The sequence below is a fragment of the Micromonospora sp. S-DT3-3-22 genome (assembly GCF_015354745.1).
GTDB classification, from domain to species: Bacteria; Actinomycetota; Actinomycetes; order Mycobacteriales; family Micromonosporaceae; genus Micromonospora; species Micromonospora wenchangensis.
In genome coordinates this window covers 82,594-109,245 of record NZ_JACGMO010000006.1, presented here as the reverse complement: position 1 = coordinate 109,245, position 26,652 = coordinate 82,594, and the positions used below count along the sequence as shown (strand labels likewise).

Below are 26,652 nucleotides of genomic sequence, written 5' to 3'. Positions count from 1 at the left end.
GGCGGCTCCGCCGTCGGCCGGGAACTCGCCGCCCTGCTCGCCGGTCCGCTCGGCGGTGCCGGCGGTGCGGGGTTGCCCACGGGTACGGGACTGCCCGGCGGCGTCGGGGCGTCCGGTGGGGCCGGCGGACCGGGGTTGTCGGGCGCGACGGGCAGCGGCTCCCCGGCGTCCGGGCCGCTCGGCGGCCGGCCGGTCGGGCCGCCGATCCTGCCGTCGCTCGGCGCACCGGGCCGCCCGGACGGCGACGCCGACGCCCGACGCGCCACCCGGTTGACCGAGGACGAACAGGCGTGGGGAGCCGACCCGACGTGCACGGCGGCGGTGGTCGGCCGGACCGACCCACCGAGGCGGCGGCCAGCGGCGACGCCGGTGGAGGTGGGGGAGGTCCCCGCCGCCGGCCCGGTGGTCCACGGCCGGGAGCAGGCACGCGGCCGAGGTTGACCGCCGGCGCTACCGGGCGACGGGCGACCGTCGCCAGCGGTGCTCCGCACCGGATGAAACCACCGATCCAACAGGAGGTGAGACATGTCGAGCCCGTTGTCCAACCAGGTCGAGCAGGCGCTTGCCGAACTCGAACGGCAGAAGGCCGCGATCGACGAGATCCAGGGTGGCCTGCACACCGTCTACAGCACGGTCACCGCGAAGAACCGGGCGGTGGCGGTGACCGTGGACAGCCGGGGGGCGGTCACGGCGATCAGGTTTCCGACCTCGGCGTACCGGTCGATGGCCGGCCCGGAGTTGGGTGAGCTGCTGGTCGACACGATCGAGGCGGCCCGGGGCGAGGCGATGGCCCGGACCGTGGCCGCGTTCGAGTCGATGCTCCCCGCCGGGCTGCCCATGATCGACCTGTTGACCGGCGGGGCCGACCCGGAGCACGGCCCGCTGCCGATGGACCGGCTGCTCACCGAGATGTTCCGCACGGCCGAGCCGGACGACGACCCGACGCCGCCGTCTCCGGCCGGAGCCCACTGATGGCCCCGGCCGAGGGGCCGATCGGTGCCGACACCGGCCGGCTGACCAACCCGAACTTCGACCCGTTCACCGAGGAACTGGACCGGGTCCAGCAGGCGCTGCGACGTAGCGACACGGACAGTCCGGGGCTCGTCGGCGCGCCGTACGCCGACATCGACGAGATCGTGGCGAACCTGCCGAAGGCGTCGCTCGGCGCGGACCTCATCAGGCTCCTGGGCGCGGTGCCGCAGGGCTACCAGGAGGACCTGCGGGAGCTGGGGCAACTCCTGGCCAGCGTGGAGGCGACCAACGCCGACATCTCCGGCGGGGTCAACACCGGCCGGCACACCTAGCGGCTGGCAGCGCTGTCCGCAGCAGGCGGGCAGTGGTTTGCGTGACACCTGACAACGGCACGACGACGAGGGGTGGTCTCCGGTGGCGATCGAGGTTAGCGCCGAACTGGCGAACTTCCTGCGCTTCCTGATCGGGGAGAAGTTTCCCAGGGCCAACGAGACCAACCTCTTCGCCACCGCCGAGGAGCTGCGGCGGGCCGCCGAGCTGGTGGCCTCGTCGAGCGAGACGTTCGGCGACGGGGTGCGGGCGTACCGGGCCGGGGTGAACGGGCAGGCCGAGGACTCCTTCGTCGACACGATGGAGCGCTACGTCCTGCACAGCCCGGGTTACCTCGGTCTGGTGTCGAAATACACCAACCGGATGGGGGACAGCTACCGGGGCACCGCGACCGAGGTGCAGTACGCCAAGCTGATGATCATCGCGTCGTTGCTCGCGCTGATGCTGGAACTGCTGGCGGCGCTGGCGATCGCCTGGATCAACCCGGCCGCCGCGCTGGCCCGGCTGGCCGTCGGCAGGGTGATCATGCGGATCATCTTCCAGAACGTCACCACCCGGGTCCTGTTCCAGGTGGCGATGGCGCAGGCCGTCGGGATCGGTCTCCAGACGGTGATGGACCGGCTGGTGCAGCTCTACCAGATCCGCAACCACACCCGCGACGGCTGGAACGACGAGCTGACCCGCGCCGCCGCCGAGGTCGGCTCGCTCGGCGGCGCGGTCGGCCTCGGCCTGGGCGGGCTCATGCAGGGGCTGGAGCGGTTGGCCCGGTCGACGAACATCGGCCGGCGGGTCGGGCTGACCGCATCGTCGAACACCCCGGAGCCGCACGGGTTCCGGCCCGGCGAGGCGGCCCAGGAAATCGCCAACGAGGGCGTCAGCGAGTGGCTGACCGAGTTCCTCTACAACGGCATGACGACCGGCGAGTGGGACGCCGACGGGGCGGCCGTCATCGCGGGTGCGCTCTCCGGGGTGGCGAGCGTCGCCGGCACCGCCATCGGGCAGCAGCTGAACAAGGCCACTGTCGGTGACCGGGACCGCAAGGCGGACCCGTCGGCGCTTGCGGACCCGGTGACGGACGAGCAGTTGCCCGCGTACGACCCGGTCCGCCTGCCGGCGTACGACGAACCACCGTCGTACGCCGAGGCGGTGGCCGCCGCGCCGCAGGTGGGTGCCGGCGCGGGTGGTATCGGCACCGGCGGTACGTCCCTCGGCGGTGTGACGCCCGGTGGTGCGACCCCGGGCGGTGCGGGTCGGGGTGGTGCGGCGGGGGGTGCGGGCTCCGGGGCCGGGTCGACGGCCCGGCCCGGTGCCGGTGGCGGTTCCGGCGACGCCGACGCGGCCCGGCCCCGGCCGGTGGACGGTATGTCGACGCCGCCGGGGGAGCCGGCCGGGCCGGAGCCGGTGGACCCGGGCGGCCTCACCGCCGGTGGCAACCCCGGCCTGTCGGACCTGTTGACCGCACCCGACCTGTTGGGTACGCCCGGCCTGTCCACCGCGTCGGACCTGTCCGCAGCGCCCGGTGCGCCCGCATCGGTGGACCTGTCGGCCGGTTCCTCGGCGGGCGGACCGCAGCCGGTCGGCGCACAGGTGGTGGGCGGACCGGGACCTGTCACGCAACCGCCGGGCACGCCGCCGGGGGTCGGGTCGGGGCCGGGGGCGCAGGCGGCGGGCGGACCGCAGCCCGGCGCGCAGCCGGGGGCCGGATCGGGGGCCCGGCCGCAGCCGGTGAACACCTCCGTGCCCGGTGCATCGTCGGGCGTACCGGCGGCGGGTCCACAGCCGGTGCCGGTGGGCACGGTGACCGCCTTCCCCGGGACCCCGGTCGACGGCCGGGGAGCCGCCCTGGAGCAGCGTCTGACCGGGGTGCTGCCGCCGTACGACGGTACGGCGATGGACTGCGTGATCCGGCTGGCGGCGGTGGTCGGTGAGTTCTCGGCCATGCCCCGGACGACCCGGGACGACATCGCGGTCGACTCCGCGCGCCCGGAGCGGGAACTCGCCGCGCAGCTCGGCGCCGAGTGGCAGCCGGTCTCCGACTGGGCGCAGGTCGTCGGCCCGGTCCGTGCCGCCGGTCCGAACGCGTTGGCGGCGGTGCTGGTGGAGCCACCGAACGCCCCGCGGCACGCCTTCGCCCTGGTCAACGACGGCGGTGAGCTGTTCTGGGTGGAGACCCAGGCGACCGAGGGCCGACGGGTCCGGCCGGTCGGCGAACCGCCGGAGCTGCCGGTGGGCGCGCGGGTCATCATGCGGGACGGGCAGGGCAACCCGGTGCCGGTGACGCCGGGCGGCACGGCGACCGTCCGGGCCCTGGTGGACCCCGCCAGCACCAGCCGGTACGGCATGTCCCGGCCGGACCCGACGCCCCCGGCCCCCACCCCGGCCGGCCAGCCCGTCGACCCGGTGACCGTGCCGACGGTCGAGCGGTTCACCCTGACTGCGGAGGGGCTGCCGGCGGACCTGGTGCGGGTGCCGGCGAACGGACGGTGCCTGCCCTATGCGGTCCTGACGTCCGCGCCGGGGCTGGTGTCCCACCGGTTGGAGCGTGCCGGGCTGCTGACGGAGGAGCTGGCTCCCTGGCTGGCGGAGGCCGACGATGTCCACGCGGCGGCGCGGTGGCACGCCGAACAGCTCTCCATCGGCGCGGCGTCCGTGCCTGACGACGCGCCGATGAACCGCACCGCCGACGCCCTGACCGATCTCGTCGCCAGGCATCTGACCACACACCGGGCCACCCTGCCGACGGTGATCCCCGCGATCCGTCAGGCGCTGGCCGACCGGGAACAGCTGGACCCCGGTCCGGTCTCCCGCGCCGACCGGATCGCCCTGCTGGAGCGGCACGGGTACACCGACCTGACGGGGCTGACCGACGACGATCTGTCCACCACCTACCTCGACTGGTACGCCTTCCAGGCCGGGCCGCTGACCGACCAGGAGTTCGACGTGCTCCTGGCCGCCGTACGCGACTGGTCCCGATCCTGGCGGGAGCCGGTCGGCCTGGCCCTGCTCCCGCTGTTGGCGTACGCGCTCGACGTGCAGTTGAGCGTGCGCAGCCGTGCCGACGGCCGGGAGCGCGCGAGGTACGGGCCGGCGGACGCCCCCACGATGACGGTCTACCACAACGATCGCGACCACTTCGACGCCTCGTCCGCCGAGACGAACAACCCGACCGCCCCCGAGCCCCCGGCCACCGCCGAGCCTTCGTCGGTTCCCGAGACCCCGGTCGCTGCCGACCTCCCGGCCACCGCCGATGCCCCGGTCACCCCGATCACGCGCGACATCCCGGTCGTCGCCGACACCTTCGGTGGGTCGAACACCCCGCAGAGACCGGTCGCCGAGGGTACTCCCGATACGCCCGCCACCCTGGCTGCCGCCGCGACCCTCGACGACCCGCCGGTCGGCGCGGATCTCGACGGTGCCTACGGGCCGGCGGTGCGGGCGGCCCGCATCACGCCTGAGGAACGCGACGACGCCGGGGACGTACGCCTCAATCCGCTCTGGTACCGGTTGGCGGACTTCCCCGCCCACCTGCTCGACCCGGCGGGGGCGCGGTCCTGGCGCTACGTGGTGGCCGAGGACGGCGAGATCTACCTCGGTGCGGCCGACGCGGCCGCGGCGATGCGGCCACGGGACTTCCGCGCCCTGCTGGCGGGGATGCGGCAGCACGATCCGGAGCTGACCGCCGAGCGGTTGCGGGACCAGCTCGGCGGGCAGGGCCACGCGGGCCTCGCGGTCGGCTTCGACGCGCGGGGCCGGGCCATCGAGCGGCACGCGCGGGTGGGTGGCGAACTGACCTGGAACGAGTCGGCCCGGCGCTGGCAGGTCGACGACCGCTCGGCGCAGTACATGGGGGCGACCCGCCCGGCGGTGAGCCCCGACGAGGTACAGGGCTGGTTGGGCACCGTCGCGGCGGCGGTCGGCAACCGGTTCGACCGGGACGTCACCCCGGTCCGGCACACCCCCGACGACGCCGACCCGGTGGCCACCGTCACCGTCGACTTCGCCCCCGGCCAGCGGGCGGCCGAGGACGGGCAGTGGCCCGAGCTGGACCTGTTCGTCGACCAGGTCGTCACCCAGGCCCGCCGCGCGTGGGAATCCGACCGGCCCCGGGTGGTGCGGGTCCGGATCGAGGGCGGCGGCAACGGCGGCCGGCTGCTGCGGCGGGGGGCCGCCCGCACCGGGCGGCGGCGGGCGGCCTCGCTGGCGGAGCTGGTCGGCACGATGGTGGCGGCGCGACTGAGGACCGAGGGGATTCCGCCACGGATGGTCCGGGTCGACCAGAGCAGCCGGGGTGCCGGCCGGTCGAAGGCACCCGGCGGCACGCAGCGTCCGTCGACACCGCGGCAGCGCCGCCGGGCGGTGCTCTGGACCGAGCCGGGGCCCGCCTACGCCAACCGGATCCGCCGCCGGGAACCCGCGTCGACCGACCGTGCCGGCCGGGACCGGCGACGGTCGCGCGGGTCCGCCCCGGCCGGACGGGCGGACCGGCCCGCTGCGGGCCGGCTGCGGCAGGACCCGGACGGGACCTGGTGGTTCGGTGGCAGCCGGGTGGTGACGCACGACGTACCCGGCCGACCGGGAAGCATCGCCCTGCTGTCGGACCGGGAGTGGCGTCGGATGGCCCGCAACCCCCGGCTACCCGCCGCGACCGACGGGGTGACGGTGCTGGTGCACGGGGCCGGCGACCGGTTCCGGGTGCCGCTGCGCCACACCGACGGCCGTACCGGCGAGGTGACGCTGACCGTCGACGAGCTGCACACGCTGCTGGAGTCGCCCGAGCGGGACGGCCGGCGGCTGGCGCTGCTGTCCTGCGCGGCGGGTCGGATCGGCGCGCGGTCCGTGCAGCGCCTGGCCGACCTGCGCGACACCGACGTGTTCGCGCCCGAGGGCGACCTGGTGGTGGCCGGGACGGCGGAGCACCTGCCGCTGTCGGTCGACGGTCGGCCGTGGGCGCTGTTCGTGCCCGACGGCACGGGGGCGTGGGACGTGGTCAACGACGAGATCGTCGACCCCGACCGGTCGGACGCGCCGTTCGCCGTGCCGTTCGCCGGCTACGCCAGCCGGGCCGGTGCCGCCGACCCGGACGGCGTACGGCTGACCAACGCCCCGCTGCCGCCGACCGGGTGGGACCGGATCCGCATCATCGGGGACGGGCTCTGCCTGCTCAGTGCGGTCGCCGTCGCGGTGCCCGAGGCGATGGCCGGCATCCCCGGCATGCCGTCGGACGCGGTGGACCGGCTGCTGCGGGTACGCCGCGCGGGCGTCCACGACACCGACCTGACCGACATCGACACGGCGCTGCGGGAGGAGATCCTGCGGCGGGTGGCCGACCCCTCCCCGGCGATGGTGGAGCTGTTCGACCAGGTGGCCACGACCTGGCTGTTCCCGGTCGGATACGACGTGCAGACCACCCTGCTCGACGCGGTCGACACCTGGGACTGGCAGCGGCTGCTGCCCGGCCAGGACGATCCGGACGACGGTGGCCGGGTCGGTGACGTGCTGCCCCTGGTGATCGGTGCGGCGCTGGGCCGGCCGGTGTGGCAGGGGCGGCTCGACCCGCCGTCGGTGACGGTGCTCTGGCCGGACGGCGACGGGACGCCGGTGCGGTTGCTCTACAACGGGCACGACCACTACGACGCCTGGGTCCCCGACGCCCTCGTCACCCCGGTCACCCCGGTCGACGTCCCCGACGACGACGGCGGCCGGACCGTCGACACCGGCGACAGCGGCAAGGAGCCCGACTGGCGAGGGGTGGCCAGCAGCCCGAAGCGGCGGGGGGTGCTGTGGCCCTGGGACGGCGAGGAACTGGCCACGACGGTGACCACGCTCATCCGGCAGGTCGACGCGGTGGACCTGCCGGGCCAGCACCTGCTCGTCCTGCTCGCCGACGCCGAACGTGCACTGCTGCTCGGTGGACGGGTGCTGCCCGAGGCGATGCTGGACGCCTTCTTCGCCGGCGGGCACAACGGCGGGCCGTGGGCGCCGACCATCGACGTCGATCCGCGGGCGCCGCTGGTGCTCACCGTGGTCAGCGACGACGACGCGAACGCGGTGGCGTTCGGTCGCTCCGTCGAGCGGGAACTACGCCGCCGCCTGGACGTGGGCCAGGCGGCACCGGCCCACCTGAGCGTGGTGGTCATGCAGGAGTCCCAGGTGCCTGCCGAGCCGGTACGGATACCCCGGCTCCGCTTCCGGCTCCCCGTACCCCCCGCCGGGCAGCTGTCCCGGGCGCAGCTCGCCGGCCTGCCCGAGCGGGTCCGGCAGGCGTACGTCGCGCTACCCGACTACACGGCCGGCGACCCGTCCCCGGCGTACGAGCGGCTGTCGCAGGACCAGCGGGAGCAGCTGCGGGTGGCGGCGCAGCAGGCGACGCCGCCGCACGCGGAGTCCACCCCGCCCGGCCCGGTGCGGCGGGTGACCGTCGCGGACACCGGTCTGGCCGACGGTCTCGGCGGGCACCGGGGCTGGTTGCTGCACGGCGGATGGCCGTCGACGGTGGCCGACTCCAGCGGTACGGCCCCGGTGGAGCTGGCCGTGGCGGCCCCGGCCGACACCACCCGGTTGGTCCGGCTGTCGTTGCCCGCGATCGAGGACCAGCCGGCGCTGGAGGTGGACGCGCTGGTGGAACCGCCGGCAGGGGCGTCGCTCGACGTCGAACCACGCCTGATCACCGTGGTCCCGCTGTGGCGCAACGACTTCGTCGACGGCCCGGTGGCCCAGCCGATCACGGACCCGCCCGAGATGGTCCGCCGGGCCTGGCAGTACCTGATCGAGGACACGGAGCAGACCGAGACCACCGGGATCCTGGCCGAGCGGTCCGACCAGCACGACGACAGCCCGCTCGACGGGATCGAGCGCCGGATGCTGCAGGCCCGCGTCCTCGCCGCGATCCGGGAGACCTTCTGGGAGACGTTCGGGGATACCCCGGCGTACGCCGCCGGGCTGGCCGCGTTCCTCGAGATGCCCGAGGACACACCCCTGGCCGACTACTGGCAGAACGAACCGGTCCGCGAGCTGATCATGCGGCGTCCATGGCAGCTGCTCTCCGGGGTGCTGGTGACCTACGTGGACCGGTACGGCTGGCGGGGCGCACACCGGATCGTCGTACAGCCCGGCCGGCTGGACGCGGAGTCGTCCGACGCGCTGGTCACCCCGGACGGCACCCGCTACACCGCGGCCGACTACCTGGCCCGGCTGCCGACCACCGGGGGCACCCGGGTGCTGTTCTTCCCGGACCTCGACCACGCCGCCGTGGTGGATTCCGACTTCATCCGGGCGGTACGGGCCTCCGCCATCGTCGTCCTGCCGACGCTGCTGCCCGCCGACGTGCACTGGATCGTGCTCGGCGCCAGTGCCGTCACCGGCGCCGAGGTGAGCCAGCTCGTCACCCAACTCGACGGAGCGCTCGCCCGGGCCACCCTGCACGCCGCGGACCCGGTCGAGGGCCGTGAGCTGGCCCAGACGCTGCTCGCCGACCCCGCCCTGCGGATCTACGAGGACGACGACTGGCTCACCGAGATCTTCGACAGCGGGCTGCTGGCCACGCCGACCGAACCCGTGCGGCTGCTGCTCGCCCGGGCGGAAAGGGGAGACGTCGCGAGCATCCGAACGGAGTTGCGGGAGGCCGGGGTCCTGTTGATCGATCCAGCCGTGCTACCGAGGCACCGCGTGCTGATCGAGATCACCGATCCCCGTCCGGAGCTGGTGCAGTCCTTCCAGACCACCCGTGGTGGGACACGCTGGGCGCAGTTCCTCTTCGACGGCAGGTACGCCGCCGACCATCCCGACACGTGGCGGGTGATAAGGGAGCCCTGGTCGCGCATCCAGTCCTGGCTGGCCGTCCTCGACCCGGGCCGGACCTATCCCTGGGACCAGTTCCTGCTGGCCATGGCACATCGGGACCAGGTTGCGCGGCGCATCGGTGAAACCCCGGGCGCCTGGCCGGGGGCCGGTTACCGCTTCGCCCCGGTGTCGCCCGCCGCACTGGCGCAGGTGCAGGAGTTGTTCGCCGGCCGGTCCGACCGGGAGGGGGTGATCTGGACCGAATCCGCCGAGTCGTCGAGCCCGACGTTGTTGCTGGTCGACGCGTCCGCCCGGAGAATCGTCGATCATCCGATGGTCTACTTCGTCCCGCAGCCGCCGGAGGCCCGGGCGGTGGTCACCATCCCGCAGCGCGAGGACCTGAGCGGCCGGGGGTTGGTCGTCGCCACCGGGCAGCTCGCCGGCGACCGGCTGACCGGCGACGGCTGGGAGGTGACCGCCGACGAGGTGATCGGGAGCGAGGCGTTACGGGCGCACCCCCGGGTCGTCCTGCTCGACCGGTCGCCACCGGAGGGAAGCCCGTTCGTCCAGCGGCTGCTGGAGCGGGGCGTCGGCGTGCTCGCCCCCGACGCCGATCTGACCGGCTGGACCGCCGTCTACCAGCTCCCCGGCTGGCAGCTGGAGTTGACCGGCCCGGACAGCGCGGACCTGCTGCGCGAGCTCCGGCACGAGTTCGACGCGGTGGTGCTCAGCGCGGCCATGGCCCGCCGCCGGACCCCGACGCAGACCGCGCTGGTCCGCGCGGTCTTCGACCTGCTCGGTCGGCCGTACGGGCAGGAGGTCGTCGACGGTCACCTGCACCTGCACCTGGACCGGTGGGCCTCGGCCGAGGCGTTCGCGGCCGAGGCCGGCCACGACGGGCTGCTCCTCGTCGGCGACTCCGACCAGCACCAGCACGACCTGACCCTGCGGGTCCCCGTCGACCAGGTCCGGGTGTTCCAGCGCTGGTCCGGGGAGGAGCTTCACCTGGTCACCGTGGACCCGGCCACGATCGCCCCCGTCACGGACTTCCTCCGCGACCGGATCGCGACCGGCCCCGTCGTCCGCTGGACGCCCGACCTGGGCCGGGCGGCGCGGGCGGCGGACGTGGGCCAGCCCTATGCGGACCACGTCACGCTGGGCGGGCTGCCGATCTCGGCCGGCCACGTCGACGACCTGATCCGGACGACCCGCGACAACCCGTCGTGGCGCGGCCTGGGCTGGGCGGTGGACCCGGATGCGGACGACGATGCCCTGGTGTGGCTGGGCCCGGAGATGGCCGCCATGGAGTTCCCGGCCGACGGGGGTGAATCCCTGCTCGCCGTGGGCATGCCGGCGTCGGCCGTGCCCACCGCCGACCGGTACGGCAACGGCGCGGTGCTCTGGTCGGCCGGTCGCTCCGGCCTGCCGGCCTCCCTGCGTGCGGCGTTCCGGGTGGCCGTGGTGCCACTGTCCGAGCTGGACGACATCGTCGACGGTGTGCGGGCGGGTTTCCCCGCGGCCGACGCGGTCGCCGTCCTGACGGAGCGGCTGCCCGAGGGGACCCGGATCATCGTGGTGCCCGGCGAGGTCGAGTCGATCGCGGAGATCCCCGAGATCTTCGACGCGGTGTTCGCGGTGGTGACCCGCTCCACCGTCGGCGACCCCGGAACGTGGACGGCGTACGCGTGGTCCGACGAGGAACAACGGATCGGTGTGCTGACCGGCGCGGACCTGTCGTACGTCGTCGCCGGCGTGGCCGCCACGGACCCGGTGCTCCGGGAACAGAACGTGCCGGCCCCGACGATGCTGGCGCTGCCGCAGGCCGCCGTGCGGTTCCTGGCCGACACGGTGGCCGCCCGAGACGCCGACCCACCCGTCGGGCACGCCGTCACCGATGTCGCCTTCGTCGCCGTCGAGGAGATCAGCGCCGACGACCGCGTGTACACCCTGCCGGAGGGTTCGGTGATGCGCGTGATGGCACCCGGTCCGGACGGGGAGCACGTCCTGCACGGCTGGTTCATCGACGGGGACATCCTGGCCGAGGCCGGGCACGACATCCTGGGTGAGGAGGACGGATCGCTGGCTACCGCCCTGCCGAGCCAACTCGCCGACGACCTGTCCTACGACCGGCGGCTCGCGCTGCTCGAACTGGCCCGTCTCGTCGGAGTCGGACAGCCCGTCACCGAGAATCCGCTGCGCCAGCACGGGATCCGCCCGGCCGACCGGACCTTCGTGCCCGACTGGACGGTGCCGGTCGGCCCGCCGGGCGGACCGGCCTGGTGGGTCGGCGCGGACGTGTCGGTCATCGAGATCACGTCGGCCCCCGCCGGCCGGCTTCCCGCCCGGCGGGTGCTGGCGTGGGAGGTGACACCCCCCGCCACCGGCACCGGGCAACCGTCCGACGACGTGCCGCCGCCGCAGCTGATGGCGGTCCCCTACCGGGACGGACCGCTGCTGGGAGTCATGCCCGACCAGGTCTGGGCGTGGGGGCTGGGCCCGCTGCTGGGCGAACGGGGTGTCCTCGTCGAACCCGGCGTGGTGAGCGGCGACGGGGTGACCACCGGGCGTCCCGACGGGCGCGGCGCGCTGCCCGCCGACGATTACCGGGTGATCCTGCCGGACACCGCCGCCGGCCTCCCCGTCGTCGTGCTGCTCGACACCGGTACGGCGGCGGAGGACTTCGCCGGGGCGCTCGCCGCGCAGGCGGCCGTGGTGCTGGTCCGCACCGGGGACGGACAGTGGCGGGCCCATCATCCCCGGCCGGGCACCGGCGTTCCCGAGGTCATGACGGGAACTCAGGCGTACCAGCTGTTCAACCGGGCCGTCGCGGCGGTCACCGCCGAGCTGGCCGAGCTGGCGGGTGCGGTCAACGACCTGGGCCAGGAGTGGGGCGGGACCATCCCGCCCGACGGCGTCAACCTGTGGGGCCGGCTGTCCGGGCTGCCCGCCAGCACCTTGGCGGACCGGGCCGCCCGGCTCGCCTCGGCCCTGTTCGGGATGGACCGGCTGCGGGCCGCTGTCGACGGCCCCTCCGGCGAACAGTCGGTGGGACGGGTGCTCACCCACCTCGGTCTGCCCGGAGCGGCGGGGCAGCACCCGGCGTTGCTGGCCCGACGGCTGCACGCGCTGCAGTTCGCCCCGGTGCCGGTCACGGCCCTGGGGCTGCTGCCGGCCAACGCGGTCGCCCTGGTCTGGCTGGGCGACGCCGTGGTCCTCGTCCATCGCGCCCCCGACGGCACGCTGACGCTCGTGCGGCCACAGGCCGAGGCAGCCGACCGGCTGACCGCGCTCGACCCCGACGGGCTGACCGAACCGCCGTGGATGCTGCTGGCACGGGGGCGGCTGGTGGCGGTGCGCGTCGCGAGTGGCCATCGGGTGCTCGGCGGCGAGGTCGTATCCGAGCCGCCGCCGTATCCCGCCCAGGAGCGGCCGGCGGACCACGACCCGGACCTGCCTTCCGACTTCGACCAGGACCCGTCGTCGGACTCCGACCAGCACCTACCGTCGGACTGGGAGCCGGATCAGGACGCCTCGTCGGATTCCGACCGGGACCCGTCGTCGGACCGGGAGCCGGATCAGGACCCGTCATCGCATTCCGACCGGGACCAGTCGTCGGATCGGGAGCAGGATCAGGACGCTTCGTCGGACCGGGACCCGGATTCCGCGTCGACCGGCGCGGCGGTGACGGAGCCCGGCTCGGTCGACACCGCGTCGGTGTCGACCGGCCCGACGGAAGGGACCGCATCCACCACGGCCGGCCCGTCCCCGGCAGCGCTGCACGCCGCCGGGGAGGCGCTGCGCCGGCTGCCGGCGGCCCGCCTCGCGGCCGGCCGGCAGATCCGTCGGGGCCGCCCGTCCCTGCCCCGGCTCGCCGGGTGGGTCGACGCGGTGCAGGTCGACGAGGCCGGCGCCACCGAGGCCAGCTCCCGGGTCCGGGCGGTCAGCGCCCACCTAGCCCTGCACGGTCGGATCGGCGACCTCCCGGTGACCGAAACGGCGGTGACCGCGCTCAGCCTGGACGGGTTCCACCGGGCGTTGGGCGGGCGGCCGGTGGCACCCGACGCCGGCCGTCCCGGTTCGCTGGTCCAGGCGCTGACCCGCCGACCGGGCGCGATGATCCTGGTCCACGAGCAGCCTGCGGACGGGCCTGCCCGGGTGTTCTGGCTGGTCGCCGACGACCGGGACGGTGCCGTGGTGCCCCGGGTGGTCGACCCCGCCCGGCCGGGGGTGTTCGCCCGGTCCGCCGCCGACGACCCGGCCACCGCCGTGGCGCTGACCCGCGCCGGCACCACCGTGCTGGCGGTGGACGCCCGTGGCGACGCGATGGACCTGGCCGACTTCCTCACCCCGTCGCCGGCCGGCCTCACCCGGGCCACCGGTGACCCGGCGCTGGTCGTGGCCGACGCCACCGACCTGGTCCAGGCCATGGTGCGGCTGGTCGACGGCTACTTCGGGCGGACACCCCGCACTCTCGGCGGGCAATTCACGGTGACCCCGGAGACGATCCCCGGCACCCTCGCCGCCGCGCTGGGCGGGCAGTTCGAACCGCTGCACGACGTCGAGGCCACCGTCGCCGCGCTGCGCGCCGCCCCGGGCTCCTTGGCGCTGGCGTACCTGCCCCGGGCGGAGGCACCCGGACATCTGCTCATGTTCGTCGTCGAGCCCGGGTTGGCGACGGTGCCGGCCCAGCTCATGGTCGTCGGGGTCGACGCCGCCGACCTCAGCGACGCCGACCTGACCCGGGCGCTGTCCACCGGACGGGCCCAGGTGCTGCTGCTCGACGCGACCGGCGCGGCCCGCCAGGTGCCGGGCCGGGAACCCACCGCGGAGCAGGTCACCGCGGTCCGCACCGCGGTCACCGCGCAGCCGCTGCTGATCGGCGTGCCACACACCGACCACCCGGCCTGGGGCGACAGGCTCGGCGCCCAGGTGACCCGGCGGTTGGCCGCGCTGGGCGTGACCATGGCCACCGCCCGGCCGCTGCTGCACGCGCTGGCCACCGATCCCACCGAGTTCCTGCACCACGGCTCCGGCCACCCGGTCCGGGTGGGCCGGGACAGGCGGTTCGCCTGGGTACGCCTGGTGCCCCGGCCGAGCGACACCGACGAGGTGCGGCTCGCCCCCGGCCTGGGTGGCATCGAGGACCGGCGTACCGCAGGTGTGTCGGCGTCGACGTGGGCGCAGCCACAGACCACCACCGCCCGGGTCGTGGTGCCGGTCCCCGCCGGGGGCGTCGGGGTGACCGTCCTGGGTGGTGTGCTGAGCAGCCGGGCGGTCCGCACGATCGGCCAGTCCCTCACCACCGGGGACAACGGGATGATGATCGGGGTACCCGACTCGTTCCTCACCCGCAGCGCGGTGTTCGTCCAGGTGGAGATCACCGAACGGCCCGCCGCGCCGACCTGGGCCGACGTCCCGGCCACCTGGGTGCCCGGCGACGGCGACCGCTTCTGGTTCCGTACCCCCGAGGTGCTGGCCACGATGCGGCCGATCAGCGACGGCACCGCGCTGACGGTGAGTCGCGCCGGGGCGGCGTTCCTGCGGGACGCGAGCTACCCGGTGGAGGTCGTCGACGACGGCGCCCTGGCGACCACCGTGCTCTCCGGCATCCCCGACGTGGTCCGTCGGGGGAGCAATCTCAGGGTCTGGCGGCTCTGGGGCGGCCAGCGGGCCCTCGACGCGGTGCAGCCCGGCGCGACCGGTCTGACCGCGACCAGCTCGTCATGGCTGCGCCGGCCCGCCTACGCCCAGGGGGTCCGGCCCACCCTGCGGCTGACCCGGCTGACCCCGATCGGTGAGCTGCCCGAGTCGGCGCTGCTGCGCGCGGTGGCCTCGGCCACGACAGGTCAGTCGGTGCAGTCCGCCTCGGACAGGGGCGGCTTCCTCGCGGTGCTGATCGGCCGGGCGTTCGGCCTGTTCCGGCTCTCCGCCGGGCCGAGCATCTCGGTCGTCGACCGCCGTGCGCAGGCCATCGCACCGCAGGTGGAGACCACCGCCGGACAGGAGACGGGCGACCACGCCCTGGGGCTCTACCTGGCGGAATACACCGGCACGTTGCAGTGGAGCATGCACCGGTCGGTCACCCGGTCGCTGGCGCACCGGGGGCTGCGGCGCGGGGCGCAGCCGGTGACGGTGCGGACGCTGCTGGTCGTGCCGCAGCAACACGTGGCGGAGCTCTCCCGGGTCCCCTCGACGGCCCGGCCCGACCGGGAACTGGTCGCCCTGCTGGCCCGCACCGTCGAGGAAGACCCCGACGACCCGCGTGCCCTACCCGACTACCTGTGGCAGGGCGACCGGCTGCGCATCGGACGCGGCTTCCTGCACGGCGGGGATCTGGTCGCCGGCCTGGTCGCCGACCGGCTGCGGCAACTGCTCGACGACGACCGTAACGCGGTGTACCGGCAGTACCTGCCCGACTGGGACAACCCGCGGGTGCAGACCGCCCGGATCCGGCGGGCCCTGGACCGGCTGGGCAACGAGGAACGTCTCTCGGCGCAGAACAGCCCCAGCCGCTACTCGGCCCGCCTGTTGGGCACCGCCGACGGGGAGCTGCTGATCGAGCTGCGGGTGCGGGACATCTTCTCGGGTCGGGCGCTGGAGGTGCGGATCGGGGTACGGCGTCGCCACCCGGACACCGCACCCCGGTACCTCGGCCGGCGGGGCACCCACCCGGACCCGGTCACCGCCGACCTCCCCGAACCCAGCGACAGCGGGTCGAGCGAGTCGGAGGACGACGAGCCGACGGTGAAGCTGCGCACCAGCCAGGGCCGGGCACAGGCGGCGACGAACCGGGCGGTCCGCAGCGTCGCGTCGGGCGTGCAGGCGGGCGCGTCGGTGGGCAGCGACGCGATCGGCGGAGCCGCCGGGATCGGGTTGCGGCTCCAAGGCGTCTGGCGGGACGTCATCGAGGTGACCCAGGGCAGCCAGGCCGGCGTCGTCGGCGTCGGCGGCGGCGCGGTCGCCGTGTTCGCCGACGACGTCCGGTTGGAGCTGTCGGCGTCGGTCATCGTCGAGTACCGCGGCTTCCTCGCCGACACCTGGCGGTGGCTGGCCGACCAACCCGTGCAGGCGCAGCCACTGCGTTTCGCCGGGGACGCCACCATCGACCTCGAACTCGGTTTCTCGGTGCCGTTCACCCAGACCATCGCGGTCGGGCAGCCGCAGCCGGTCGTGCTGCCCACGCCGGCCGGCACGCCGAGCGCGGGCATCGTGCTGCGCGAGGCGCTCGGTGAACTGCTGCCCGCAGCCGTGACCCCGCAGCGGCAACGGCTACGCCACCTCGGGGCGGCACTGGCCCAGCACACCGTCACCCACCACGTCCACGGCCTGCCCGAGCTGCGCGAACAACTGCTGGACGCGTTGCGGGGCGCCACCGCGGACTACATGGACGCCGGGCACCTGCCGTCCGGCACCGGCGGTCGTCGGCGGGGCACGGCGTTCAGCGGCGACATTCCCGGCACCCCCCTGCACCAGTGGCTCAACGCCTTCGTCGACCAGGGCCACCTGGCGGCGCTGCTGGCACCGGCGACCCAGCAACCCCAGCCGGTGCACGCCCCCAGCGTGGTCGTCGGCGACGACGTGCCGGTCACGGTGTTCGTCTTCGCCGAGGTGACCGGGCACGACCAGGCACCGGCCGGCGCGGTCACCGGCGACGGGTACGAGAGCGCGGTCGCCGGGTACGCGGTCCGCCGCTCGGCCACGGACCGGGGTGGACAGTTCCGGCTGGAGGTCGGCGGGGGCGGCGCGGCGTGGCGAGCGGCCGAGCCCGGCGCCCCCGCCCAGCCCGGCGACGCGGGTGGGGGAACGTCGGGCGGCCAGGCACCCGCCCCGAACCCCACCCAGCCGGCCGCCCGCACCCCCACCCAGCCGCCCGCGACCCTGGCGTTGCGCCTGTTCGGCCGGCGGCAGATCGAGTGGACCAACGGCGAGACGGTCCTCGCCGTCGCCGAGGTCGAACGGACCATCAAGCACTCCGAGTCCCGGACCGTCCTGCTGGGTGTGCACGGTCGACTGCGGGTCCACCTCGCCGTGGTGCTCACCGAGCCGAAGTGGGTGCTGTCCGACCGGTCCTTCACGCGCTACCAGCAGGTGGGCGACGTGTCCCTGCTGGGTCAGATATCGGCCGAGGAGTACCGGCAGGCCGTCGGTACCCCGTTGGGCGGCTGGCGGCTGCCGCGCCAGGTCAGCCCACCGGCGGCGCAGGTGATGCACCAGACCAGCCGGCTGGTGGACGCCCCTGCCATCGGTCAGGCCGTGCTGGGCTGGCTGCGTTCGCTGCGCCTCGGCGGCGACGAGGGAATGGAACTGGTCGGCCACGACCGCAACACCAGCATGAACATCAGCACCGTCCTGCACCACACCGACCCGGTCACCGTCGCCGCGCACCTGGGCGACCTCTTCGACGGTGGCCTGAGCTTCGTGCTGCGCTACCCGGGACTGCTCAGCCGTCCGGCGGTGCAGATCATCGTCCGGGCGGTACCGGCCACCGACCCGCCACAGGTGGGTGAGCTGCGGGCGGGCGCCAGCAACCTGGAGTTGAGCACCGTCAGCGAGGTCGGCGGCGGACGCCAGTCGGGCGAGGCCGTCACCGACGAGGTGGTCCCGGTGGCACACGTCGGAGAGCGGGCGGCGCTCAACGCGCTCGGGGCGCTGGGGCGTACCGCCGCCGGCCGGTCCAGTGACGTCACCCTCGGCCGGGCGGTCAGCGCCGTCGAGACCCCCGGCCCCTGGCTTCCGGTCGACTACGGGCCACAACGGCTGGTCTTCACCGCCCACCGTCGCCGGCAGGAGATCGGCCGGCACGAGATCACCGTGCCGCTGCGTACCGAAACCGCCGCCGAACACCTCAATCTCACCTACCGGCCGGCCGGCCCGGCCACCGTGCTGCCCGACCCGGCCGCAGTGACCGACGCCCGGCTGACCGTCGGCGGGACGGACGGGCCGCTGCGGCTGGTGCCGATCCCGGCCGACAACTGGCTGGCCTGGCGGGACGCCGCCGTCCCGGTGCCCGACCGGTATGTGGCGCTCGGCTTCAACGGAGCCGCCGCCCTCCAGGCCACCGCGCTGCGGGCGCTGCGGATCGTCGGCTCCGGACCGACGGTCGGGATGCCCGGAACGACCCTCAACTACCAGCTGATGACCCTGCTGGGACGGACCCACCTGTGGGCCGCCACCCCACACCGGATGGCCGGCCCCTACGAGATCACCCTCGCCGACGGGTACCGGCTCGTCCTGCACACCCGGGTCACCGCGGTACGGCTGGACACCATTCTCGTGCCCGCTGAGGGAACCTCCGGTGTCGGTGGGGCCGGCCGGCACGGCGACGCCCGGCTGGTGGCCCGGGCCGACGCCGCCCTGCCGGACACCCTCGGCACCTCGGTCGGGGTGGTGCCGGCGCTCGGGGTCTCCGTGCCGGGCAATTCCAGCCAGCAGGAGGCCGCCGGGCACCGGACCGACGTGATGCGGCTGGGACTGGACGACGAGGGCGCGCGGGCGAAGGTGTGGTGGACCACCGAGACGGTCGTCGTCGCCGAGCACACCGACCTCACCGGCACCCGCCGTACGGCCGTGCAGGTGACCATGCCCGATTCGCAGCCGGTGCTGGTCGATCAGGCCGCAGCCCTGGACCACCTGCTGGCCGGTGACGCACCCGGGAGCGCGCCCGTCGACCGGGTGGTCGTGGCCGGGCTCCTGGAGCAGGCGGTCCACGCCGCGAAGCAGGCGCAGAGGGCGCTGAAGTCCTGGCGGGAGCTGGAACGGATCGCCCTGGTCGCCGAGTTCCCCGGGGACGCCGGCACCACCGGCGACACGCTCGCCGGGGCCGCCGCCGCGAACGCGGCCGAACGGGCCGAGGCGGAGGCGTCCGCCCGTCGCCGGTGGTGGGAGGCCCGCGCCGAGGTCGAACGGCTGGTGGCGCTGGCCGCCGGCCACCTCGGCCGGAGTTCCGCAGCCGACCCGGTTCTGCTTCCCCCGACCGACGGCACCGATCCGACGCCGCCCGGTGGACGACCCGCCCCGACGGCGGCCGGGCGGCAAGACCCGGTCGAGCCGGTCGAATCAGTCGTCGACGACCGTGCGCCGGCCGGGTCGGTCGCAGCCGTAGCCCCGGCCGGGCCGGCACCGTCACCGGCGATGGTCCGTGAGGTCACCGACAACCAGTTCACCGCACTTCCTCCCCCCGCCGCCGGGGAGGTCGTCGATGTCAACCGCAACGGCCTCTGCCTGCTCGAATCCGTGGTCGTCAGCGCGCTGCCCGAGGTGCGCGGCCTGTTGCCCGACGGGTACCACGGGCAGCTCGACGAGATCCAGGCCTGGCGGGACGCCCGTGGGCCCGTCGACGTGACCCTGCCCTCCCGCCTGCGCCCCCTGGTCCTACGGGTTGCCGACGGCCTGCGCGCCCAGATCCATGCCCTGCTCGTCGACGGCCGGCTCGCCGAGGTGGAACAGGTGATCGCCGACGGCGGACTGCTGGGCCGGGGCGTCAGGGCACAGCGGCGGGTACGCGTCCAACTCGCGCGGACCGTCAGCAGGTGGCAGGCGGACTGGGCGGCCGACACCGGCGACTACCTCGTCCTGTTGGTCGGAGCGGTGCTGCGCCGGCCGGTGGTGCTGGCCACCCCCGTCCCGTCGGCCCGTCCGGCCGCTGGCTCCCGGTCGACCGGCGACACGGCGACGGCGGTCCGTGATCAGGCCGCCGACGACGCGCAGGCGAACGTCGGAGGCTGGTCGATCCGGACGGTCTACAACCCGCGCTTCGACGGTGCCGAGGCCCGGATCAGCGAGGGACCGGTGCTGCTCTACCTGGCGAACGGCCACTACCGGGCGTGGCTACCGGAACCGGACGTGCTCGATCTGGTCCGGGCCCGGGAGGAGGCGCTCGAACTGCCCCGCCCGACGGTCGACCTCTGGCGCGAGAGCACCGATCCGGCGACCCTGCGACCCACGACGACCGGGAGCGATCCCGGGTACGGCGCTGCGGACAGCGACGCCTTGCTCAGCGACGCCGTGCTCAGCGACACGGACAGCGACGCCGAGAGCGGTGCCGGGTCCGACGGTGCCGTCCTCGGCCATCCGGGCGGTCATCCCGGCGTGCCCCGGTCGACCGGCCGGGGACGGCACCCGTTGACGCTGGCGGGGTTGGAGACGGCCGTGCAGGAGACCCAGGACGTGCAGGCCGCCGTCCGTCCGGCCGGCTCGGTGACGGATTGGCGCCCGCCCGAGGATCCGTTGTCGTGTCTGGCTCTGGCCCGTCGGTTCGCGGTCGTCCTGCATCCGGGCATCGACGGGTTCGTCCGGCCGGGCCTGCGGGTCGGTCGGACCCGGGACGACGCCGCGATCGGCACCCGGTGGGCCGGCGACTTCGCCGGTGACCGGTCCGACTGGGCGGTGGTGGATTCCTGGGCGCAGGTCGAGCGGGCACTCGGCGCCGCCGTGCCCGGCACCGCCGCCTTCGTCCTGCTGGAACGCCCCGGCAGCGCCCCCGGGCACGCCTTCGCGGGGTACCGGCTGGACCGGGAGACCGATCCGGTGCGGTGGGTGCAGTTCGGCGGCGACCGGGGCGCGGTGCTGCTGCCCCGGGCCGCAGCGGACAACCGGCTGCCCCGGCTCAACGCCCTCGGCCCGGAGGTCGCCGCCCGTGCGGTCCTGGTGGATCCCGAGGGCACTGTCGATCCGGCGGCGCTTGTCGACGCCGGGACGTCCGCGCCCGTCGCCTCGACCTCGGTGGCGCGGGCGATCGTGGACGCGCCGGTGAACCGGACCTTCCTGGGCCATGGCACGGAGTTCGAGTTCTTCGAGATGCTCGACCTCAGCGCGGCCGCCGACATGTTCACGGGAGCCACCGCCGAGACGCTGCCCGATCGGGCCCGGACGAGAGCGCTCGCCAGGGACCCCGCGGGAACGACAGTCATCGAGGTGGAGACCAAGACCTACTTCCGCGACAGCGGCGACGGCCAGCTCTACCGGCGACCGGCCCCGAAACGGACCAAGGAGGCCGTCGCCATCCTGGAGGTCATCGTCGGCGTCGTGCCCGACACCGACGCCGAGATGGACGCCCACCACGGCGGCGAGTCGTTGTACCCGGCGATGACCGCGTTGGGTCAGGCCCTGTCGGCGCTCACCGGGCCCGTCCCGTTCGCCCAGCTCCTGGGCACGGTGCAGGCCGCCGGTCACCTCCCCCAGGTGGTGCTGACACCGCTCGGTCGCAAGGCGAACGTCGGCCCGCGCCCGTCGGACAGCGAGCCCGGCGCCCGGGTGCACCACAGCATCGGGGTCCCGCTCGCCGGTGCCCACTCGTTCCTGAGCTACGTCGCCCGGCACACCTGGCGCAGCCCGACGAGTGTGTCTCCCTCCTACGCCCGCCCCCACCTGGAAGACGCGTTGTCCTTCGCCGACACCGTGGCCGACCACTTCGCCGACGGGGGCGGCAGCCCTCGGGACGTCGCGGAGCTACGCGGGTTCGCCACCGTGCTGTACTCCAACACCGCAGGCGTCGCCGGAGCCTGGCTCCACCGGGGTCTGGTCAAGGAGAACGTCGCGGCGTTGTCCCGGCAGGACATGCGGATGCTGCTCGACGCGTTGTCACCGGCGGCACAGGCCTATTTCCAGGCCAACTTCACGGAGATCGCGCAGTTGTTCCGCGGGATGTTCACGGACCGGTTCCCGGATCTCGAAGAGCGCTTCGAGCTGAGGACCGGGGTCAAGCTGGCCGGTGACTTCTTCCAGAACGGCGCCTTCGTCGACAAGAAGAACAACAACAAGCAGCAGTCGATCATCGACTACCTCCGTGGAGACGTGCGGCAGCATCTCGGGTACGGCGGAATGACCGTGATCAACGGTTTCGACACGTCGAACGGTGCGCTGCCGCTGATGGTGCTGGAGGTCCGGTACTTCGGCGCGCAGCACGTCGACGGCGCCACCGCCCAGGTGGAGGCAGCGGTCCTGCGCCGGGAGGCCGGGGCGGCCTTCGACGAGGCGCTGCAGGTCACCGGCGTGGCGGTGGAGCGTCCGGGGGGCCTCCAACTGGCCCTGCCCGACCGGGAACTCTGGCCGATGTGGCGGCACGCCGGCCCGCCCGGCCTGCTCACCGTCGAGTTGCCGCTGTACGCGCCGAACTGGTCGCTACGCCCCCTGTTGCCGGTTGCCGACGACGTGACGGCGATCCGTGTCGTCCAGCATGCGGGCCTTTCCGAACACTACGTTGCCCTGCAACGGCTCGCGGACCTCACCGGCCGGCCCGTCTACGCGTTGGCCGGGGAGGCGATGCCGAGGTGGGATCCGGATGCGGGGGAGCTGCGGGTCGACTGGCCCGACGGCACACGGCCCTGGCTGGAGTTCCTGCCGGCGTTGTACGACGCCGACAGCGACCGGGGAATCCGGCGGGGTGTCGACCCCGACGGGGTGCTCGTCCCGCTGGACGACCGGGTCGACCTGCTGGAGCCGACGACGGTCCACCTGAACCTGTATCCGCCGGACGTGGCGCACGTCCTGCCGCCCCTCTTCGGCACCGAGGACCCCGACGTGCTCGACCTGGTGCCACTGATCCAGGCGTCCGACAGCCGCCAGCTGATCTTCGCCGGTCCCGACGCACCGACGTACCTGCCCGGCTGGGCGACGACCGTCGTCGAGACGGTCATCGCCCAGTCGACACCGGTCGAGGGTCTCGTCCTCGTCGGGCACCCGCTGCCGCACGCGGCGGCGCAGACCCTGGTCGACGTGCTCGGACAGGCGGTGGCCGAGCAGCCGGGACTTCTCGTCACACCGGTGGTCCTGACCCACGGGGCGGACATCGACATCACGACGCGCGCCGGCGCGGCCCGGATGGTGTCCACCGACGACGGCCTCGGCGGATGGCGGGTGTTCCGGCCGGACCAGAAGGGCCGCACGAGTGCCGTCCCCGACGACCTGCGCGCGGTGATCACCACCCCGACCGTGGCACCGGAACAGCCGCAGGACACCGCGGACCCGCTGGGGCCCGACGGGGCGGAGCCGGCCCCGCCCCGCCCCGAACCCCGCACGGTGCCGCGCGGGGAGGACGAGCCGTTGGAGTGGACGATCCGGCGCGCGATGGCACAGGTCGCGGTCCGCGAGCACCACTGGGTCGACCCGGTCAGCCGGCCCGGACCCGCCCGGGACGACCGTTACGAGGTCGTGTCGCGGTTCGAGGCCCGCCGGTTCCGGTACGGCGGCCAGCCGGTGACCGACCTGACCGTACGGGTGTGGCTCGACGACGACACCGGTGGAGCCATGCTCGCCGCCCTCGAACGGGGGGTGAACCGGGTGTTCAACAGCAGCGCCGACGCAACGGCGTACCGGCTGCCCAACCGGTCCGGCGACCTGCTGCACGTGACCGTGGAAAAGGCCGCCTCCCCGCAGGACGCCCACCTGCGGGTGCAGGTGATCGACGAGGGGCCGACCGACCAGTTCCACTGGCGTCACGACTCCCTGGAGGAGGAGCTGGTACACGAGTTCGCCCACCAGCTCGGCCTGCGCGAGGAGTACCGCGACGACACCGCGCCGCACCGCCCGAACGTGCCCGGCAGTCTCCTCGGCGACCTCGCGGGACTTCCCGGTGATGCCCTGACCGACGAGGAACAGGCGGCGCTGTCCGACGAGGAGAAGGCCCAGCTACGGGGCATGCGGTGGGCCGGGCTGCGGTCGCGTCACCTCCACCTGCTGGCGGCGCTGGTCGGCGAACCGGACGCCGACGGGGAGTACCGTGCGGTGGACCCGGTGCTCCGACCGATCGGTGTCGCGCCCTTCGCACCGCAGACCACGACGGACCAGGCGGGGCAGCAGCCTCCGGCAGCCGATCCGAAGGTTCCGCCGGTCACGGCGGCCGAGGTGGAACGGACCTGGCGGACCCGGCCCGAGCGCCTCGGCTTCGAGGCCCCGGTCCGGATCGCCGCGGACCACGCCGTCCGGGCGGTTCTCGACCGGGTGGATCTGCTCCGCCGGCCGTGGGACCTGGAACTGCTCGGCGACCTCCCGCTGTCGGCGGCCGCCGGGGACCACCAGCGGCTCTCCCCGGCTGAACCGGTAGGTGACTGGGCGGTGTTGACCGGACCGACCCGCGATGCGATCGCCCGGCGGGCCGCGCTGGTCACCTCCTGGTTGGCCGGCCTGCCGCAGCCGGCGACAGCCGGCACGGCGCTGGAGTTCGGTCTGGTGCTGGGCGTGCCCCCGGAACTGCTGGCCGATTCCCGGGGCAACGCGGTGGCCCGCGTCCTCGCCGACGCCGCTGCCGACTTCCTCCGGGGCCAGCTCGACGCCCAGCTCCCCGTCGGGATGCTCCCGGTACGGGTCCTCGTCGAGGTCACCGACTTCGACGGGGTCGTCGACGGGGTCCGCGAGCAGGTCCGGATGCAGGTCGAGCTGTCCCTGCGCCGGGTGCTCCCCGGCCCGGTGTACGCCGACGATCCGACGTCCGGCAGCGCGGTCGGCGGAGTCTACGACGGTCGGGACCTCCGGGACGACGTGCTGCTGCGCGTCACCGAGGCGCGGCAGGCCCTAGCCGGGCTGCCCGCCGGGGAACCGGAGACCGCGGCGGCGGTCGTCGTCCACCGGCTCGGCGGCGTCCTGGTCCGGCTGCTGCCGGTGCTCGTCACGCCGACCCTGGCCACCCCGTTCGCGGCCCACGCCGCACAGGTGCGTGGCGTGCTGGACGAGTTCCGGTGGCTGGTGGGCCGGTGGGCGCAGCAGTGGCGCACCGGCGACATCGAGGTCGCCGAGCTGGTCACCCGCGCCACCGGGACGCTCGACGTGATCGTCGACCTGGCGCCGCTGATCGAGCTGGCCCCGGCCGCCCATCGCGACCTCGACCTGACACCGCTGGTCGACGGCCACCAGCCGGACGACGCGGACCACGTCGCGGCGCTGGCCCGGTTCCGTGCCGAGCTGACCCGGCTGCGCGACGCCACCGGGATCGCGCTGGACGGGCCGATCATGCAGGTGTACGGCTGGCAACTGCTGACCCAGGCACTCGGGGCGCTGTGGTTCGGCATGACCGAGGGCCCCGAACCGATCGCCGACGGACGCCTCCTCGGGGCTGCCGGTGCGGCGCTCGACGCGTACCACGAGGTGGTCGGCGGGCTCGGTGCCGGCACCGCCGATCTCGCGGCGTTCGACCGGGCCGCCGGGGCCGTCGGGGTGCTGGCCGGCTGGCTGCGTCCCCGCCCCGACCAGGCGGCGACAGACCGGGACCTCGCCCGGCTCGACGACGCGCTGGCGGTGGTGGGTCTGCACACCGACGCGCAGCTCGACCGGCTTGCCCTGGACACCCGGGAGGCGATGCTCGACGGGCTGCTCGACGCGGCGACCGCCGCCCTGGACACGTTCCGGATCAGCCGCGACCCCGGCCGGGTCGGCCTCGCCGGGATCCCCGGCGCGCCGGGCCCGCTCGCCGACTGGATGACGCTGCTGCGCACCCTGCAGCAGATGAGCGCCCTCTGGAACGGCGGGGAGCCGGACCTGCCCCGGCTGCGTGCCATGCACGGCCTCGCCGGACAGGTCCGCGACGGCATCGCGGCCGGTCGGGCCGACTTCGTCCGACTGGCCAACCGGGAGGCTCCCGGTGGCGACCCGCGTGCCGTGTCGGACCGGGTCCTCGACGCGCCGGCCGGCGGGGCCCGCCCGCCCGCGCCGGTCCGATCCGCCGGTGGTGGGACCGGCCCCGGAACGGTGCGGCCCGGCCCCGGTCAGGTCCTGCTGCATCTGGTCGTCGAGGTGCCCCGGGGGCGGCAGAGCGGGTCTGCGGAGCCGGTGTCGACCGACCTGTACCAGGACCCGGCCACCGGACGGGTACATGTCACGACCGGTGACCCGTACGCCCCCGTCGCCGTGTTCACCCGGCCGGAGACCGCGTACGGGGTGGCCCGGGGGATGGCCGAGCACCTCGCGCAGGTGGGTCTGCCACCCGGCGACGGCCCGGTGGTACGCCGGTTCGTCGTCGACACCGACGCGTTCACCGCCCCGGACGACGCGCAGGTGTACGTCTTCCCGGCCCGCGACTTCGCGGCCCTGGTCGGCCGGGCCGAACCCGGCTCGCTGGACAGCTACGCGACCGACCCGGAAACGGTCGACGACACCACCCGGGCACTGGACACGCTCGCCGCCGCCGACACCCCGGTCGTCACCGTCGACGAGGCGAGCCGGATGCTGCCGACGCAGGAGCCGAACGCCCGACACCGACCGCGCCCGGAGCCGGCCCCGGTCGCCACCGGCGACCCACCTGCCGGCACCGCCGTCGACCCGGTCGTCCGTCGGGACCCGGTCGTCCGTCGGGATGCCGGTCCGGCCGGTGCCGTCCCGCCGGGCACGGTGCCGGCCGGTCCGGTCCCGTCGGGCACGGTGCCGCTGGGCGCGGTCCTGGCGGGTGTGGTGCTGGCCGGGGTGGTCCTGCCGGACACCATCGTCGTGCCCGGTCTCGGCGACATCCTGGTCACCGGACTCCCCGGCCTGCCGGTGTACCCGCCCGGCGCGCGGCCGACCACACCCGCCCCGGTACCGGACCGCCCCGGCAGCCGGCCACGCCGTCGGCAGCGCACCCCGCGACCGGCGGCCGATCGGGGGTGA

General features: G+C 74.7%; 4 protein-coding genes. All 4 read left to right on the top strand.

Translation table 11 applies throughout. From position 1 onward, the window contains the following. On the top strand, nucleotides 1–441 hold a 441-nt coding region (locus tag H1A17_RS03075; protein WP_375372784.1), incomplete at its 5' end, for a hypothetical protein. Nucleotides 442–525: 84 nt separating this feature from the next. Beyond that, nucleotides 526–972, top strand: coding sequence for a YbaB/EbfC family nucleoid-associated protein (locus tag H1A17_RS03070; RefSeq protein ID WP_145919395.1), 447 nt, complete (start codon nucleotides 526–528; stop codon nucleotides 970–972). Beyond that, entirely contained in the window at nucleotides 972–1,304 is a 333-nt protein-coding gene (locus tag H1A17_RS03065; protein ID WP_145919396.1) for a hypothetical protein, read from the top strand. Before H1A17_RS03070 ends, H1A17_RS03065 begins: the two co-directional genes overlap by 1 nt. Before the next feature lie 82 nt (nucleotides 1,305–1,386). After that, nucleotides 1,387–26,652: a hypothetical protein gene (locus tag H1A17_RS03060; RefSeq protein WP_194821013.1), complete on the top strand. Its 25,266-nt coding sequence runs from the start codon at nucleotides 1,387–1,389 to the stop codon at nucleotides 26,650–26,652.

Bases quoted from the DNA above. Each gene is read 5' to 3' on its own strand.
- H1A17_RS03070 (WP_145919395.1), top strand. From the start codon at position 526: ATGTCGAGCCCGTTGTCCAACCAGGTCGAGCAGGCGCTTGCCGAACTC.
- H1A17_RS03065 (WP_145919396.1), top strand. From the start codon at position 972: ATGGCCCCGGCCGAGGGGCCGATCGGTGCCGACACCGGCCGGCTGACC.